The 14954-nt window shown below is 74.0% G+C and carries 13 protein-coding genes, 5 tRNA genes, 2 pseudogenes and 1 riboswitch; of the genes and pseudogenes, 9 read left to right on the top strand and 11 right to left on the bottom strand.

Annotated features, from left to right (window positions below):
* The 4 genes and pseudogenes from ABTZ17_RS23820 to ABTZ17_RS23805 all read right to left on the bottom strand — a co-directional run.
* Positions 1-96: pseudogene (locus tag ABTZ17_RS23820) on the bottom strand (YihY/virulence factor BrkB family protein); the annotation flags it as partial.
* Positions 95-168, bottom strand: a tRNA-Phe gene (locus ABTZ17_RS23815). The pseudogene ABTZ17_RS23820 and the gene ABTZ17_RS23815, both read right to left, overlap by 2 nt.
* Positions 169-215: 47 nt before the next feature.
* Positions 216-289, bottom strand: a tRNA-Asp gene (locus tag ABTZ17_RS23810).
* A 35-nt stretch (positions 290-324) separates the two neighbouring features.
* Positions 325-397: transfer RNA gene (locus ABTZ17_RS23805), tRNA-Glu, on the bottom strand.
* A 103-nt stretch (positions 398-500) separates the two neighbouring features.
* Here ABTZ17_RS23805 and ABTZ17_RS23800 point away from each other — a divergent pair.
* The 6 genes from ABTZ17_RS23800 to ABTZ17_RS23775 all read left to right on the top strand — a co-directional run bounded on the left by ABTZ17_RS23800 (position 501) and on the right by ABTZ17_RS23775 (position 5436).
* The gene (locus tag ABTZ17_RS23800) at positions 501-851 is read left to right on the top strand and encodes a metallopeptidase family protein (RefSeq protein WP_352197714.1); all 351 of its coding nucleotides are present in this window, start codon (positions 501-503) and stop codon (positions 849-851) included.
* A complete protein-coding gene (locus ABTZ17_RS23795; protein ID WP_352197713.1) occupies positions 848-1357 on the top strand; it encodes a fluoride efflux transporter FluC in 510 nt (169 codons plus the stop codon). The genes ABTZ17_RS23800 and ABTZ17_RS23795 overlap by 4 nt, the downstream gene beginning before the upstream one ends.
* Positions 1354-1731 carry a fluoride efflux transporter CrcB gene (gene crcB, locus ABTZ17_RS23790; protein WP_352197712.1) on the top strand — a complete coding sequence of 126 codons (378 nt, stop codon included), beginning with the start codon at positions 1354-1356 and terminating at the stop codon, positions 1729-1731. Before ABTZ17_RS23795 ends, crcB begins: the two co-directional genes overlap by 4 nt.
* Positions 1732-1940: 209 nt before the next feature.
* The gene (locus ABTZ17_RS23785; RefSeq protein WP_352197711.1) at positions 1941-2633 is read left to right on the top strand and encodes a hypothetical protein; all 693 of its coding nucleotides are present in this window, start codon (positions 1941-1943) and stop codon (positions 2631-2633) included.
* A gap of 196 nt (positions 2634-2829) precedes the next feature.
* Positions 2830-5139 (top strand): DEAD/DEAH box helicase, encoded by a 2310-nt coding sequence (locus ABTZ17_RS23780; RefSeq protein ID WP_352197710.1) that lies wholly within the window; start codon positions 2830-2832, stop codon positions 5137-5139.
* Between the two features lie 224 nt (positions 5140-5363).
* A tRNA-Lys gene (locus ABTZ17_RS23775) sits at positions 5364-5436 on the top strand.
* A 176-nt stretch (positions 5437-5612) separates the two neighbouring features.
* Here the strand turns inward: ABTZ17_RS23775 and ABTZ17_RS23770 are convergent.
* From ABTZ17_RS23770 to ABTZ17_RS23760, 3 genes are all read right to left on the bottom strand, one after another.
* The gene (locus ABTZ17_RS23770) at positions 5613-6302 is read right to left on the bottom strand and encodes a hypothetical protein (protein ID WP_352197709.1); all 690 of its coding nucleotides are present in this window, start codon (positions 6300-6302) and stop codon (positions 5613-5615) included.
* 236 nt (positions 6303-6538) lie between these two features.
* On the bottom strand, positions 6539-6907 hold the full coding sequence (locus ABTZ17_RS23765) for a DUF488 domain-containing protein (protein WP_352197708.1): 369 nt from the start codon (positions 6905-6907) through the stop codon (positions 6539-6541).
* Positions 6904-7497, bottom strand: coding sequence for a TetR/AcrR family transcriptional regulator (locus ABTZ17_RS23760; protein WP_352197707.1), 594 nt, complete (start codon positions 7495-7497; stop codon positions 6904-6906). Before ABTZ17_RS23760 ends, ABTZ17_RS23765 begins: the two co-directional genes overlap by 4 nt.
* 91 nt (positions 7498-7588) lie before the next feature.
* Here ABTZ17_RS23760 and ABTZ17_RS23755 point away from each other — a divergent pair, with 91 nt between their 5' ends.
* From ABTZ17_RS23755 to ABTZ17_RS23745, 3 genes are all read left to right on the top strand, one after another.
* Positions 7589-8080, top strand: a complete 492-nt coding sequence (locus ABTZ17_RS23755) for an FBP domain-containing protein (protein ID WP_352197706.1) — start codon at positions 7589-7591, stop codon at positions 8078-8080.
* Positions 8081-8176: 96 nt separating this feature from the next.
* Positions 8177-8250: transfer RNA gene (locus ABTZ17_RS23750), tRNA-Met, on the top strand.
* Between the two features lie 342 nt (positions 8251-8592).
* Positions 8593-8727: riboswitch (cyclic di-AMP (ydaO/yuaA leader) on the top strand.
* 9 nt (positions 8728-8736) lie between these two features.
* Complete coding sequence (locus ABTZ17_RS23745) at positions 8737-9819, top strand: M23 family metallopeptidase (RefSeq protein ID WP_502994811.1); 1083 nt, start codon at positions 8737-8739, stop codon at positions 9817-9819.
* 70 nt (positions 9820-9889) lie between these two features.
* Here ABTZ17_RS23745 and ABTZ17_RS23740 read toward each other — a convergent pair.
* The 4 genes and pseudogenes from ABTZ17_RS23740 to ABTZ17_RS23725 form a co-directional block, all read right to left on the bottom strand.
* A pseudogene (locus tag ABTZ17_RS23740) lies at positions 9890-10861 on the bottom strand (PrsW family intramembrane metalloprotease); the annotation flags it as partial.
* Positions 10862-10904: 43 nt separating this feature from the next.
* Positions 10905-11702, bottom strand: a complete 798-nt coding sequence (gene trmB / locus ABTZ17_RS23735) for a tRNA (guanosine(46)-N7)-methyltransferase TrmB (protein ID WP_352197705.1) — start codon at positions 11700-11702, stop codon at positions 10905-10907.
* A gap of 111 nt (positions 11703-11813) precedes the next feature.
* Positions 11814-13001: an L-2-hydroxyglutarate dehydrogenase gene (lhgD, locus tag ABTZ17_RS23730; RefSeq protein ID WP_352197704.1), complete on the bottom strand. Its 1188-nt coding sequence runs from the start codon at positions 12999-13001 to the stop codon at positions 11814-11816.
* 142 nt (positions 13002-13143) lie between these two features.
* A complete protein-coding gene (locus ABTZ17_RS23725) occupies positions 13144-14730 on the bottom strand; it encodes an NsdA family TPR-like regulatory protein (RefSeq protein ID WP_352197703.1) in 1587 nt (528 codons plus the stop codon).
* Positions 14731-14954: the final 224 nt, after the last annotated feature.

Raw genomic sequence — 14954 nt, 5'->3', positions numbered from 1 at the left:
GAGCAGCAGTTTCGCCGTCAGGTTGATCCACAGCAGCAGGGCCACCGGCACCCCGAACGCCCCGTACATGCTCTTCGCGGCCACGTCCCGGATGTGGCTGGGGCCGGGGTCGAACCGGCGACCTATCGCTTTTCAGGCGATCGCTCGTACCAACTGAGCTACCCAGCCGCCCCCTCGTCCGAAGAACGAGGGATCGGAACCGTTTCCGGTTCCAGCGATCCTGACGGGACTTGAACCCGCGACCTCCACCTTGACAGGGTGGCGAGCTAACCAACTGCTCCACAGGACCTCGTACGTATGGAATCGCTTCCATACGGTTGTGCGTACCCCCAACGGGATTCGAACCCGTGCTACCGCCTTGAAAGGGCGGCGTCCTAGGCCACTAGACGATGAGGGCTAGAACCTACCTGCGCACTTCTCAGTGCGCCGGGGACGTGAGAAGCATATGGGATCCCCCGGGCTATCGCCAAAACGGTTCCCGGCGGGGGGAGAATGGCCGGGTGCTGGAGATGACGCGCGAGGCGTTCGAGGAGCTGGTGGCCGAGGCCCTGGACCGGATCCCGCCCGAGCTGACGCGGTTGATGGACAACGTCGCCGTGTTCGTCGAGGACGAGCCGCCGGCCGACGACCCGGAACTGCTCGGCCTGTACGAGGGGACCCCGCTGACGGACCGCGGGGAGTGGTACGCCGGGGTGCTGCCGGACCGCATCACCATCTACCGCAATCCGACCTTGCGGATGTGCGACACCCGTGAGGACGTGGTCGCGGAGACGGAGATCACCGTCGTCCACGAGATCGCCCACCACTTCGGGATCGACGACGACCGGCTGCACGCCCTGGGCTACGGATGACCTCCCCGATCCCACCGACCTCCCCGCCCCCACCGCCGGAGTCCGCACCCTCGCCCCGGCCCGAGCCCGTGCAGGGGCGGGTGCTCGCCGTGGTGTCGGCGGGTGGTGTGCTGGGCGCGCTGTCCCGCCACGCGGCCGGACAGCTGTGGCCGGTGGCGCCCGGCGGCTTCCCGTGGACGACCTTCGGGGTCAACCTGCTCGGCTGCGCCTTCATCGGGGTGCTGATGCCGCTGGTGGCCGAGGGCGGCCGGGTCTCGCACCCGCTGCTGCGGCCCTTCCTGGGCACCGGGGTACTGGGCGGGTTCACCACCTTCTCGGCCTACGCCCTGGAGGGTGCGGAGCTGCTGGAGCGCGGCGAGGCCGGGACGGCCCTGGCCTACGTGGGCGGGACGCTGCTCGGCGCCCTCGGGGCGGTGTGGGCGGCGGCCTCGCTGACCCGGCGGCTCCTCGGCCGGAGCCCCGACGGTCCGGCCACCGGGGCCGTGCGCGCGGGCGGTGCGCGGTGAACTGGCTGCTCGTGGCGGTGGGGGCGGCGATCGGCGCCCCGCTGCGCTACCTCACGGACCGCGCGGTGGCCCGCCGGCACGCGGACGCCTTCCCCTGGGGGACCTTCACCGTGAACGCGGCGGGCTCGCTGCTCCTCGGGCTCCTCTCCGGGCTGCTCCTGGCCCACGGCGGCTCCCCGGGATGGCGGGCGCTGGTCGGCACGGGGCTCTGCGGGGCCCTGACCACGTACTCGACCTTCTCCTACGAGACCCTGCGGCTGGCCGAGGGCGGTCGCCGGTTCCTGGCGGCGGCGAACGTGACCGCCTCGGTGCTCGCGGGACTGGGCGCGGTGTTCCTGGGCCTGCGGGTGGCCCAAGGACTGGCCGGCGGCTGAGCGGTTTCCCGGGAGCCGAGGGGCCTTCCGGGGGTCGTGCGACCCGTGCGGCGGGCGAGGTCCCGGGGCCGGGTGCGGGTCCGTACGGATGTGCGCGGGGTTGTTCGAGGACAGGTGGTGTCAGTGGAGGCGTGTCCCTAACGGGGCAAAGGGAGTTGGGCACATTGACCCGCCCAACGCGAACCACGCCCCGTTCCGGAGGTGCCCTCGTGCGCCCGTTCCCGTCCGCCGTCCGACTGGCCGTCACCGCCCTCGCGGTGGCGGCCTCCGCGGGCTGTATGAGCGTCACCGACGATGCCGCCAAACCCGCCCCGTCCCGTTCGGCGGGGGAGCGGGGCGAGGTGGCCGGTCAGGCGGGCGGCGCCGCGGCGGAGCAGGGTGCCTCCGGCGGCACCTCCGGGCACGGTCGGCACGGCGACGAGGAGCCCTCGAAGGGGCCGGACGGGAAGCCCGTACGGACGCCCCAGGGGGGGCCGGGTGCCTCGCCCAGCCCGGGTGCGGCGGCCGGGGCACCCGGAGGCGGCCCCTCGCCCTCGACCCCGCCGGGCGGGTCCCCGGGCGGCGCGGCGGGCGGCGGTGCGGGCGGTACGGGGCCGGGGCCCGTGGTGCCCGAGCCGGGCGACGGGGACTCGGGCGGTTCGGCGGGTCCGGGCGGACCGGGGGAGACCACTCCGCCGCCGGAGCCGCCCGTCAGCGAGCCGCCGGTGGTCGAGCCGACCCCCGAGCCGAGCCTCCCGGAGCCGACCACGGCCCCCGAGCCGCAGCCGCAGGCCGCCGGTCTGCGGGCCGCCCCCGTCCGGGAGCTCGCCGCCGGGGACGCCGACGGAAGCGGCGGCGGGGCGCGGGCGGAGGGTTCCGCGGAGGCGGAGCCGGAGGAATCACCGCAGGTCGGAGCGGTTTAGGGGGGAAGGAGTTGCCAGGAGCGGGTAAGGGTGCGTATGGTTATAGATCGTTTGATCCCATTGCCCGGCGCCGAACCCGAAGAGCGCCGTGTGGCGCGTACTCTCCCTTGCCGTGGCAGACCGCATTGAGGCGGTCACTTGTGCGATTCACGGAGTTTGGGCGCGTGCCGAGACTCCGGAAGGTTTTTGCATTCGCATGTCCATTTCCAGTTCCGACCGCGCCGTCATGCCCGAGAACGACTCGACCGACGCCGTTGACGCCACCGCGCTCAACGAGACCGTCGAGGTCCTCGAGGCCGACGTGACGGCCGACCAGAACGACACCGTAGAGGCCGACGCCTCCGGTGACCACCCCCACTTCTCCGACGACGCGGCCGACGAGGCCGACGACGCCGAGCCCACCGTGACCTTCGGTGACCTGGGCCTGCCCGAGGGCGTCGTCCGCAAGCTCGCGCAGAACGGCGTCACCACCCCCTTCCCGATCCAGGCCGCGACCATCCCGGACGCGCTGGCCGGCAAGGACATCCTCGGCCGCGGCCGCACCGGCTCCGGCAAGACCCTCTCCTTCGGTCTGCCGCTCCTCGCCACCCTGGCGGGCGGCCACACCGAGAAGAAGAAGCCCCGCGGCGTCATCCTCACCCCGACCCGTGAGCTCGCGATGCAGGTCGCGGACGCCCTCCAGCCCTACGGCGACGTGCTCGGCCTGAAGATGAAGGTCGTCTGCGGCGGTACCTCCATGGGCAACCAGATCTACGCCCTGGAGCGCGGTGTCGACATCCTCGTCGCCACCCCGGGCCGCCTGCGCGACATCATCAACCGCGGCGCCTGCTCCCTGGAGCAGGTCAAGATCGCGGTCCTCGACGAGGCCGACCAGATGGCCGACCTGGGCTTCCTGCCCGAGGTCACCGAGCTGCTCGACCAGGTTCCGGCCGGTGGCCAGCGCCTGCTCTTCTCCGCCACCCTGGAGAACGAGATCGACAGCCTGGTCAAGCGCTACCTGGTGGACCCGATCACCCACGAGGTGGACCCGTCCGCCGGCGCCGTCACCACCATGACCCACCACGTCCTGGTCGTGAAGCCGAAGGACAAGGCCCCGGTCACCGCGGCCATCGCCGCCCGCAAGGGCCGCACCATCATCTTCGTCCGCACCCAGCTGGGCGCCGACCGCGTCGCCGAGCAGCTGCGCGACGCGGGCGTGAAGTCCGACGCGCTGCACGGCGGCATGACCCAGGGCGCGCGTACCCGCACCCTGGCCGACTTCAAGGACGGTTACGTCAACGTCCTCGTCGCCACCGACGTCGCGGCCCGCGGCATCCACGTGGACGGCATCGACCTGGTCCTGAACGTGGACCCGGCCGGCGACCACAAGGACTACCTGCACCGCTCGGGCCGTACCGCCCGTGCCGGCCGCTCCGGTGTCGTGGTCTCCCTGGCCCTGCCGCACCAGCGCCGTCAGATCTTCCGCCTGATGGAGGACGCGGGCGTCGACGCCTCGCGCCACATCGTCGGCGGTGCCGGCGCCTTCGACCCGGAGGTCGCCGAGATCACCGGCGCCCGCTCCCTCACCGAGGTGCAGGCCGACTCCGCGAACAACGCGGCCAAGCAGGCCGAGCGCGAGGTCGCCGAGCTGACCAAGCAGCTGGAGCGCGTGCAGCGCCGCGCCGTCGAGCTCCGCGAGGACGCCGAGCGCCTGGTCGCCCGCGCCGCCCGCGAGCGCGGTGAGGACCCGGAGGCCGCCGTCGCGGAGGCCACCGAGGCCGCCGTGGCCGAGGTCGCCGCCGAGCTGGCCGCCGCCCCCGCCGTGGAGGAGCGCCGCGAGGAGCACCGCCCGCAGCGCGACGACCGTGGCAACTACGAGCGTCGCAACGACCGCGGCGGTGACCGTGGCGGCTTCCGCCGCGACGACCGCGGTGACCGCGGTGGCGACCGTGGCGGCTTCCGCCGTGACGACAACCGCGGTGGCGGCTTCAACCGCGACCGCAACGACCGTGGCTTCGAGCGTCGTGACGACAACCGTGGCGGTGGCTTCAACCGCGACCGCAACGACCGTGGCTTCGAGCGTCGTGACGACAACCGCGGTGGCGGCTTCCGTCGGGACGACCGTGGTGACCGTGGCTTCGAGCGTCGCGACGACAACCGTGGCGGTGGCTTCAACCGCGACCGCAACGACCGTGGTTTCGAGCGTCGTGACGACAACCGCGGTGGCGGCTTCCGTCGGGACGACCGTGGTGACCGTGGCTTCGAGCGTCGCGACGACAACCGTGGCGGTGGCTTCCGCCGGGACGACAACCGTGGTGGCGGCTTCAACCGCGAGCACCGTGGCGGCAGCGACCGTCCGTTCAACCGCGACCGTCGTGACGACCGCCCCGCCGGCGGCTTCCGCTCCGGTGGCGACCGCCACGACCGTCCGTACGGCCGTCGCGACGACCACCGTCCCGGCTCCGGCTCCGGCTCCTTCGGCGGCGGCCGCCGCGAGGACAAGCCGCGCTGGAAGCGCAACGGCTGAACCGGCCTGACGCACTGAGGGCCTGACGGACCACCGGTCCCGACCGCCCGCACCGAGCCCCCCGACCTTTCGAGGCCGGGGGGCTCGGTGCTGTCCGGAAGCCCCCACGGGCCCTGCCGCGCGGCGCCCCGCACCCCCGCCCCACGACACCCGGCGGCGCCGGTCGGCGATACCCGATCGGCTGACCGGCGCCGGCGGGCTATGCTCTGGGGTGTGCATGCTGAGGGCCATTAGCTCAATTGGCAGAGCAGTGGACTTTTAATCCATTGGTTGTCGGTTCGAGTCCGACATGGCCTACCGGTCGGCGAGACTCCGGTTTCGCTCTGACCAGCGTGTTCCGCGGCCCGTCCGGGAGTTCCCGGGCGGGCCGTCGTGCTGGGGGCGGGCCTACGTGCCCGCTGCGTGCCCGGGACGCCCGGCCGTCTCCTGCCTGGACGGCATGGAGAAGCCGAGCGGCTGGACCCGAGTGGTGGTCAGTCGCGGGTCGGCGTAGCGGACTGCGAGGAGAGGGCAGGGGTGACCCGGCCGTAGAGAGCTCCGGGCGGATGGCGTGGCAGCGTCCCGAGCCCCATGACCCGGTAGCCGGCACCCCCGTTGTCGAGCGTGACGGTTCCCGGTTCACCCTCGGAGACCCAGTCGATCGTGATCGAGAACCTGACATCGCCCGGCACGGTCGGGAAGCGCAGTTCGAGCTGTTCTGGGTCCTTGGCCGAGACCTTGAACGGGAATCCGGGTGCCCGCCCGACGCTTCCGTCGGCGGCTTTCGTGAGGGCGGGCTTCAGGGACACGGGGTGGGTGGCCAGATCCACGTCGAAGGGGCGCGTCTCCATGAGGCCACCGCAGCCCTCCGCGTCGATGACCCGCCCCGTCACCGGGAGGCGCTCGGTGCTCATCACCTCGATGCGCGCGGCAGTGACCACGATGGTCTGTGCGGTTTTGGCCTGGAGTGTCACCGGCGCTGTGACGGGCTCGTGCCAGCGGGGATCGGCCACGGGAACGCCCCGCAGTCTGAGGCTGTCGGGCTGAGCCTTCAAGGTGGCGAGGCTGTCCGCCGAGTAGAGCGGGACGCATCCCCCGGGGCCGATCGTGTGGGCGGTCAGTCCCGGCGGACTGTCGAAGGTTCCTGAGAGCCGGTTCCAGAGGGAGGGGACTGCGATGCCCACCAGGACCATGATGGCGGGGAACATGACGGCCGTGATCCAGGCCCGCTTGTCCCTGAGCGGCGATCCGGTTTCCGCCCCCGAGCGTTCGTGTTGAAGTCCGCGGAGCCGGCGTGTGACCGGGCCTTTGGTCTGACGCGGTCCCACGCTGTCCCCCTGCGATCGGCTGCGGTCGACCGCATTGTGCCGGCAGCGTGAGGGGAGGCGACCGGCCGGGGCGTTCTGCTGTCCTGCGGGCCTCAGGTGGGGGTGAGGGCGGTCAGGAGGACCGTGGTGTGGGCGGGGGCGGGGTCCTTGACGGCGGTGAGGAGGGTGACCGGGCCGGCGGCGACGAGGGCGCGCAGGGCGGTCAGGGCCTCCGCGGCGGCGGGCTCGGCGAGTTCGGCCGCGTACCGGTCCGCGAACTCCTCCTGGGTGAGGGTGCCGTCGTGGTAGGCGCGGCGCAGTTCCGTCGACGGGGTCAGCGCCTTGGGCCAGGAGTCGACGCGGGCGGACTCCTTGGAGAGGCCGCGGGGCCAGAGGCGGTCCACGAGGACCCGGGTGCCGTCCTCGGGCTCGGGCGGGTCGTAGGCGCGGCGGACCTGGACGGGGGCGGGCCGTGGGCTCATGGGGACAGGGTCTCCGGTCCGGCGGCGGCGGGCCACCGGGTGAGGGTGGCGTGCAGGGCCTCGGTGATCCGCTCCCAGGAGGCGTCGAGCGCGCGGGGGTGGCCGAAGCCGCCCGCCGCTTCGAGGGCGGCGAACCCGTGGAAGGTGCTGCGCACCAGGCGGACCGCGTCGGTCCGGTCGGGCTCGGGGAGCTCGTACGAGCGGAACAGGGCGTAGGTCAGCTCCACGAGCCGCCGGTGGCCGGGGGAGTCGGCGAGGACCTCGGGCGGCAGGGCCAGCTGGGTGGCGGCGTAGCGACCGGGGTGGTGGACGGCGAAGGTGCGGTAGGCGAGGGCGAAGGCGGCCAGGGCCGGGGCCCCCGAGCGGCCCGCGAGGGCGGCGGTGATCCGGTCGGCGAACTCCGTGGCGCAGCTCAGGGCCAGCCGGGTGCGGAGGTCCCGGAGCCCGCGGACGTGCGCGTAGAGGCTGGCGTCCTTCACGCCGAAGCCGCGGGCCAGCGCGGAGACCGTGACCCGGTCCAGGCCCTCGCGGTCGGCGAGCTCGGCGGCGGCTCCGACGATGCGCTCGGCGGTGAGTCCGGCCCTCGGCATGGTCTCCCCTTTCCTCGGTGGGTCCCGTCCCTGGAGGCTACGGGCATTATTCGTTTGCCTAGGGGTCCTAGGAAAGCTTAGCGTTCCCGGTATGAGAGCACTGACCGAGCAGGAGATCCGGGGCGCCTTCGTGAACTGCTCGAAGGGAGAGGCCAAGCGGCTGCCGATGCCGCGGGACCTCGTGGAGCGGCCCTGGACGGACCTGGACTTCCTGGGCTGGCGGGACCTGTCCGCCCCCGACCGCAGCTATCTCGTCGCCGAGGGCGCGGACGGCGGCCCGATCGGGATCACCCTGCGCTTCCCGACGGCCCGCCGTGGTGCCCTGTACCGCAGCATGTGCTCGCTGTGCCTGACCACCCACCCCGGCGGCGGGGTCTCGCTGATGACGGCCCGGAAGACGGGGCGCGAGGGGCGGGACGGGAATTCCGTCGGGCTCTACGTCTGCACCGACATGGCCTGCTCCCTCTACGTGCGCGGCATCAAGCGGCCCGAGACGGGGCTGCGCATCGAGGAATCGCTGACGGTGGACGAGCAGATCGAGCGGCTGCGCCGGAACCTGACCGGCTTCCTGGAACGGGTCTGAGCCGTGTGGGTCGGGGGTCTTGAGGGGCCTCCGACCCGCCCCGGGGGGAAAGTGGCGTGAGGACCCTTCCGGATGGCGTAAGCTTGTACCTACCGACGCGGGGTGGAGCAGCTCGGTAGCTCGCTGGGCTCATAACCCAGAGGTCGCAGGTTCAAATCCTGTCCCCGCTACTCAGTACGAGAGCCCGGATCCTGAAGAGGATCCGGGCTCTCGTCGTTCTCCCGGCACTTCTTCCCCGTTCCGCCACCCTCCTCACGTTCGGTGAGCGAAAGGCCGCTCTCCGCCATGTTGCTGACGGGGCGTCAATCGGCCCCGCCGGCCGAAGAGATACCAAACAGGCCGTCGAATCGTCCGGATTGATCACCCTGTACGGCAAAAGTGCAGGCCAGGGCCGGTCGGAGGGTGGCCGATACATGTGTTGGATCAAGCGCAACAGCTTGGAATCGCTCCCCTCTGTCTATTACCGTTCGATAACGCAGCGCGGTCGTCCCAGCCGTCGCCGGACGGCACCGCGCGCGCCGACGCCGAATTCCGCAAGGGAACCGGGGAACCACCTCTTGGGGTGAATCGGGCCCTCTCCGGGCACGTAGGAGACCTTCCTGCTCCGAACCCGTCAGCTAACCCGGTAGGCGAAGGAAGGAAAGGACCCGCCTCCCGTGGACTCGAACCTGCCCGCCACCGGTGCCCCGGAAGACCTCGACGCCCCCGACGCGGGCGCGTGGGGGGAATGGAACCCGACCGAGGACTCCGTCCGGCCGGTCCGGGGCCGCCACCGGGTGGTGCGCCAGCGCGGCGGACTCGCCCGCAGCTCCACGGTCCTCGGCGTCGGTGTGATCGCCGCCGTCGGCGCGGGCGGTATCGCCACCGCCCAGGACCGGCCCCAGGTCGCGATATCCATCCCGTCCCTGCCCACCTCCATACCCGGGCTCGGCTCCACCGAGCAGCCCGAGGAGGACCCGGCCGGCGCCGCGTACGCCGTGTCCGTCTCCGCCCCCTTCACCACGGCCGGGGTCAGCCCCCAGCAGGCCGAAGCCGGCACCAACGCCGGCGAGGTGCTCCGCAACCGGATCCTCCAGCAGGCCGAGGCCCAGTCCGACGCCGCCGCCGCCGAGGCCAAGGAAGCCGCCGCCCGCGCCGCCGAGGTGGCCGCCGCCCAGGAGGCCGCCCGGGCCCGGGAGACCGCGCGCAAGGCGGCCGAGGCCGCCGCCGAAGCCGCCGCCAAGGCCGCTGCGGAGGCGAAGGCCGAGGCGGCCGCCCGCGCCGCCGAAGCGGAGCGGGCCGCCCGCGCCGAACGGGACCGCGCCGCGGAGGGCGACTCCGGTACCGGATCGGGCAGTTCGCGTGGCGGCTACGTGCTCCCCACCTCCTCGTACACCCTCACCTCGCACTACGGGGACTCCGGCTCCATGTGGTCCTCCGGGCACCACACCGGCCTCGACTTCGCCGCCCCGACCGGCACCCCGGTCAAGGCTGTGCACGGCGGCACCGTGGTCTCGGCCGGCTGGTCGGGCGCGTACGGCTACCGGATCGTGCTGCGCCTCGCCGACGGTACGGAGATCTGGTACTGCCACCTGTCCTCCATGTCGGTGACCTCCGGTCAGGTCGGCACCGGGGACACCATCGGACGGGTCGGGGCCACCGGCAACGTCACCGGGGCCCACCTGCACCTGGAGGTCCGTACGGGGGGACAGACCCAGGACCCGCTGGCCTGGCTGCGGGACAAGGGCCTGACGGTCTGAGTTCCGGACCCGGGCCGCTCCCCGTCCCGGACACCGGCACCGAGCACGCGCCCGCCCCCGCCTCCGTGTCCCCGCTCGCCCGCGGGGCCGGGACGGGGGCGGCGGCGTGCTTGGGGCCGGGGCGGAGCCTGCGGCGGACCGCGAGGACCGCGAGGAAGGTGAACCCGGGCACCATCACGGCCCCGTAGACCACGTGGAAGCCGTGCTCGCCCAGCTCGGAGGAGCTGTTCCACAGGGCGTGCACGGCCATCGCCCCGACCAGGCCCAGCAGCGGGGGCACCAGCCGACGGCCCCGGGACAGGACCGGTCGGACGGCGGCGCCCGCGGCGGCACGGGCGGGCAGGGAGGCCGCCGCGGCCAAGCCGAAACCGACCCCGGTGAGGGCCGTGAACAGCGGGTGCGCGAAGGGCGAGAGCACGATCCGCACGAAGAAGGTGGCGGCGGTGACCGAGCCCATGACCGTGGTGCCGCTGCCGAGGTCCTCCCCGAAGGCGTTGCCGAGGTAGAGGATGTTCTCGGTGAAGGCGAAGCCGGTGGCGGTGAACCCGGCGAGGACGAGACCGTCGGTGACGCCGGTGAGCAGGCGCCGCCGGAACAGGAACACCAGCGCCAGCGCGGCGGCCTTCGCGCTCTCCTCGACGACGGGGGCGATGGCCACCGAGCCGAGCTGGTCGGCCCCGTAGGGGTCTGCGGTGGCCGCGGCTATCCAGCGGGTCGCGAAACTGTTGGCCACTATGGCGATGAGCGCCGCGGCGCAGGCGCCCCAGGCGAACGCGAACAGCAGGTGCGGCCACGGCCGGGTGCGCGGGGGACCGGCCCGGGGGCCGCGGCCCAGCCAGCGGAACACCGCCAGCAGCGGGGCCACCGGCAGGACGGCCAGGCCCAGTCCGACCAGGAAGCCGGGGGTGCCGGTCTGCTCCCGCACCATGGCCAGGATCAGGACCCCGGCCGCGGCGAGCCCCGCGGTCAGGGCCAGCACGCGGGCCCGGGCCCCGAAGGGGGACCCGGCCCCGCGCGGCACGCCTACGGAAGCCCGGAACACCCTCCGACCCTAGCCGGCGGGCCGGAGTGCGGAACCGGGCTTTTCAGTTCTGCGTGCGCAGGAACAGCAGGTCGTGTACGAGGTGGCCCTTGTCCAGGCCCTGGCCCTCGAAGCGGGTCAGGGGCCGGAACGCGGGGCGCGGCGCGTACCCGCCGTCGGGCCGGGTGTTCTCGAAGTCGGGGTGCGCGCTGAGCACTTCGAGCATCTGCTCGGCGTACGGCTCCCAGTCGGTGGCGCAGTGCAGCAGGGCGCCCGGGGCCAGGCGGGTCGCGGCCAGCGTGAGGAACTCGGGCTGGATCAGCCGCCGCTTGTGGTGCCGCTTCTTCGGCCACGGGTCCGGGAAGTACACGCGGAGCCCGGCCAGCGAGGCGGGCGGCAGCATCTCGCGGAGCAGGATGATGGCGTCGCCGTTGGCCACGCGCACGTTGTCGATGCCCGCCTTCTCGGCGAGGGCGAGCAGGTTGCCCTGGCCGGGGGTGTGCACGTCCGCGGCGAGGATGCCGGTGTCCTGGTCCTCGGCGGCCATCTGCGCGGTGGCCTCGCCCATGCCGAAGCCGATCTCCAGGACCACCGGGCGGCCGCCGAAGAGCTTGTCGAGGTCGAGGACCTCGTGGCCGTCGATGTCGAGGCCCCAGGTGCTCCACAGCCGCCGGAGGGCGTCCTCCTGGCCGGTGGTGACCCGGCTGCGCCGCGGCTGGAAGCTGCGGATGCGCCGCTCGTGGTGCGACCCGGCGGGGTCGGGGGAGGGGCCGTCGGGGAAGCGGGGCTCGGTGCGCCAGCGGGGCGGGCGGTAGGAGTCGTCGCCGGCGGGCGCGGGCTGGGGGTTCGGGTGCTCAGACACAGTGCCCCGATTCTAGGGCGCGCCCGGGAGGGCCGCCGGGCGGGCGGCGGGGCGGGAGCGGGTGCCGGCGGCCGCCCCGGGGGTGCCGGGGCGGCGGCGCGGGGCGGCGGGTCAGTCCTCGGCGGCGGCCAGGGCGCGCTCGGCGATGTGGCGGCCGATGGGCAGGGCGGCGGTGGCGGCCGGCGAGGGGGCGTTCAGCACGTGCACGGTGCGGGGGGCCTCGCGGATGAGGAAGTCGTCGACGAGGGTGCCGTCGCGGAGCACGGCCTGCGCGCGGACCCCGGCCGGCGCCGGGACCAGGTCCTCGGCGGTCACCGAGGGCAGCAGGCGCCGTACGGCCGTGGTGAAGGCGGCCTTGGACACGGAGCGGTGCACCTCCCCGATGCCGTACGGCCAGTGGCGGGCGGCGACCCGCCACATGCCGGGCCAGGCGGCGGTGCCGAGGACGTCGCGGGGGCGGATCGTGGACCAGTCGTACCCCTCGCGGGCCAGGGCGAGGACGGCGTTGGGCCCGACGTGCACCCCGCCGCCGGTGCCGCGGGTGAGGTGGACGCCGAGGAAGGGGAAGGCCGGGTCGGGCACCGGGTAGACCAGGCCCTTGACGAGGCCGGGGCGGGCCAGGTCGTAGAACTCGCCGCGGAAGGGCACGATCCGCATGCCGGGGTCGTCCCCGGCGAGCCGGGCCACGCGGTCGCAGTGCAGGCCGGCGCAGTTGACGAGGGCGCGGGCGCGGATGACCTGCCCGGAGGTGGTGCCGACGGCCACGCCGTGGGGGCGTCGGGAGATCCGGTCGACCTCGGCCCCGTAGAGCACCTCGGCGCCGGAGGAGCGGGCCAGCCGCTCGGCGACGGCGGGGTAGTCCACGATGCCGGTGGTGCCCACGTGGATGGCGGCGAGGCCGGCCACCTCGGGCTCGTACTCGGCGATCTGGGCGGGGCCCAGCTCGCGGACCGGGATGCCGTTCTCCCGGCCGCGCTGCACGAGGGTGTGCAGCCGGGGGAGCTCCTCGCTGCGGGTGGCGACGATGAGCTTGCCGGTCACTTCGTGCGGGATGTCGTGCCGCTCGCAGAACTCGACCATCTCGGCGGCGCCGCGCACCGCGAACCGGGCCTTGAGGGAGCCGGGCCGGTAGTAGATCCCGCTGTGGATCACGCCGCTGTTGCGGCCGGTCTGATGGCGCGCCGGTCCCGGTTCCTTCTCCAGGACCACGACCCGCGTGCCAGGAGCCAGCCGTGACAGCGCGTACGCGGTCGAGAGCCCGACGATTCCGCCGCCGACCACCAGTACGTCGCAGTCCATGCCGCCTCGCACCCCGCCTCCCGCTTCCGGGCTCCAGCGCCGAGCCCTGTCCGCCGGGTCTGCTGCCCGGCCCCTTCCGTCGAGTCTGCACCCCCGCACTGACAGTTCGGCCGGGCGGGGTGACCGGCGTGCGCGGGCCCGGTCAGACCGGGGCGACCAGGAGGGGGCGGGCCCGCTCGCGGAGTTCCGCGACGCGGGGCTCGTCCCCGTAGGGCTCCAGCCGGTGGAGGAGGTCCCGCACGTATTCGGTGGTGCGCGCGGAGGAGATCCGTCCGGCGACCTCCACGGCCCGGGTGCCCTGGGCGCAGGCCGCGTCGAGGTTGCCGGACTCCAGCTCGGCGACGGCGCTGACCACGAGCCGCAGGCCGTGCGAGCGGACGTACTCCTCGGTGGGGCGGGACAGGGCCTGCTCGGTGAAGCGGCGCACCTGTCGGGGCAGTCGGAGGTCGCGGTAGCACTCGGCGGCGTCCGCGGCGAACCGGTCGTAGGAGTAGAAGCCCAGCCAGCTCGGGTCCCCGTCGCCCTCGCGGGAGCGCTCCAGCCAGCTCTCGGCGGCGCGGAGGGCGGCGCCGGCGGCCTGGGGGTCCCCGGCCTTGGCGTGGGCGCGGGCCTCGACCAGTCGGAAGAAGCTCATGGTGCGGGCGGTGGCGAGGCCGCGGTTGCGTTCGGCGGCGGCCTGGGCGAGGTCCACGCCCTCGTCGGGGAAGTCGCGGTAGGTGGCCTGGAGGGACATGGAGGCGAGGACGTACCCGCCCAGGGGGACGTCGGCGGCGGCCCGGGCCAGCCGGAGGGCCTGGATGTAGTAGCGCTGGGCGGCTTCCTGCTGGCCGGTGTCGAAGGCCATCCAGCCGGCGAGCCGGGTCAGTTCGGCGGTGGCGCCGAAGAGGGCCCGGCCGACTTCGTCGGAGTAGGAGCCGAGGAGCAGGGGGGCGGCGTCGACCCGGAGGCATTCGGGGACCATCGAGGAGCGCCAGTCGCCGCCGCCGTACTTGGAGTCCCAGCGGCGGGCGTCCTCGGCGGCCTCGCGGAGCTTGGCGACGTCGCTGTGGCCGACCCGCAGCAGGGCCGGGCCGGTGCCGGCGGCCGCCGCCGGGGGCGCGGTCGCGGCGGGGGGCCCGGTCGGGGCTTCGGCGGGGCCGGGCGCGGCGGGTGCGCCGGGGGCGGTCGCGGCCGGGGATCCGGCCGGGATGCGGGGCGTGGCGGGTCCCGATCCGGGGGCGTCCTCCGGCGGGGTCGGGCCGGTGGTCGGTGCCTCCTCGCGCGCGACGGAGCCGTCGGCGGGCGATATCAGCCACCGGGAGGCGGGGATGGCGTAGGCGGAGACGGAGAAGGATCCGGCCAGGGACTGCCAGATGCCGCCGCCGCCCCGGCGGCCCGCGAGGTCCAGTCGGTAGAGGTCGGTGGCGGCCCGGACGGCGCTCGGTACGTCCCGGGGGAAGCCGAGGCCGACCTCCGGGGCCGGGTCGGCGTCGGCGAGGCCGATCTCGTGCAGGGGGACCGGCCGGCCGAGTTTGGCCCCGATCGCGGCGGCGATCAGGTGCGGGGCGGCGCCCTGGGGGACCATGCCCTTGGAGACCCAGCGGGCCACCGAGGTCTTGTCGTAGCGGAGGGTCAGGCCCCTTTGCGCGCCGAGGTCGTTGACGCGGCGGGCGAGGCCGGCGTTGCTGATGCCGGCGAGGGCGAGGACGGTGCCGAGCTTCTCGTTGGGCTCGCGGAGCTCCCTGGACATGCGCACACCCCTCGTCACGCAGAACTCGGTACCCCGGCACACACGTGGGTGCCGGGCAGCGGCATAGGCGCCCGGCATTTCGTAAACCCAGCGTAGTTCGCCGCATCCCAAGCGTTAAGGCCCCGCCTTCCGGATGGCGGGATTGTGGTCCGTGGGGGCCGTCGGGCCGGGCCGTCGGGCGGGGCGCGGCCGCCTTCGCGTGCTCCGCCCGTGTGGCCGTGCGC

This window comes from Streptomyces sp. NPDC097619 (assembly GCF_040302735.1).
Classification (GTDB): domain Bacteria; phylum Actinomycetota; class Actinomycetes; order Streptomycetales; family Streptomycetaceae; genus Streptomyces.
This window is presented reverse-complemented; position numbering and strand designations above follow the sequence as displayed.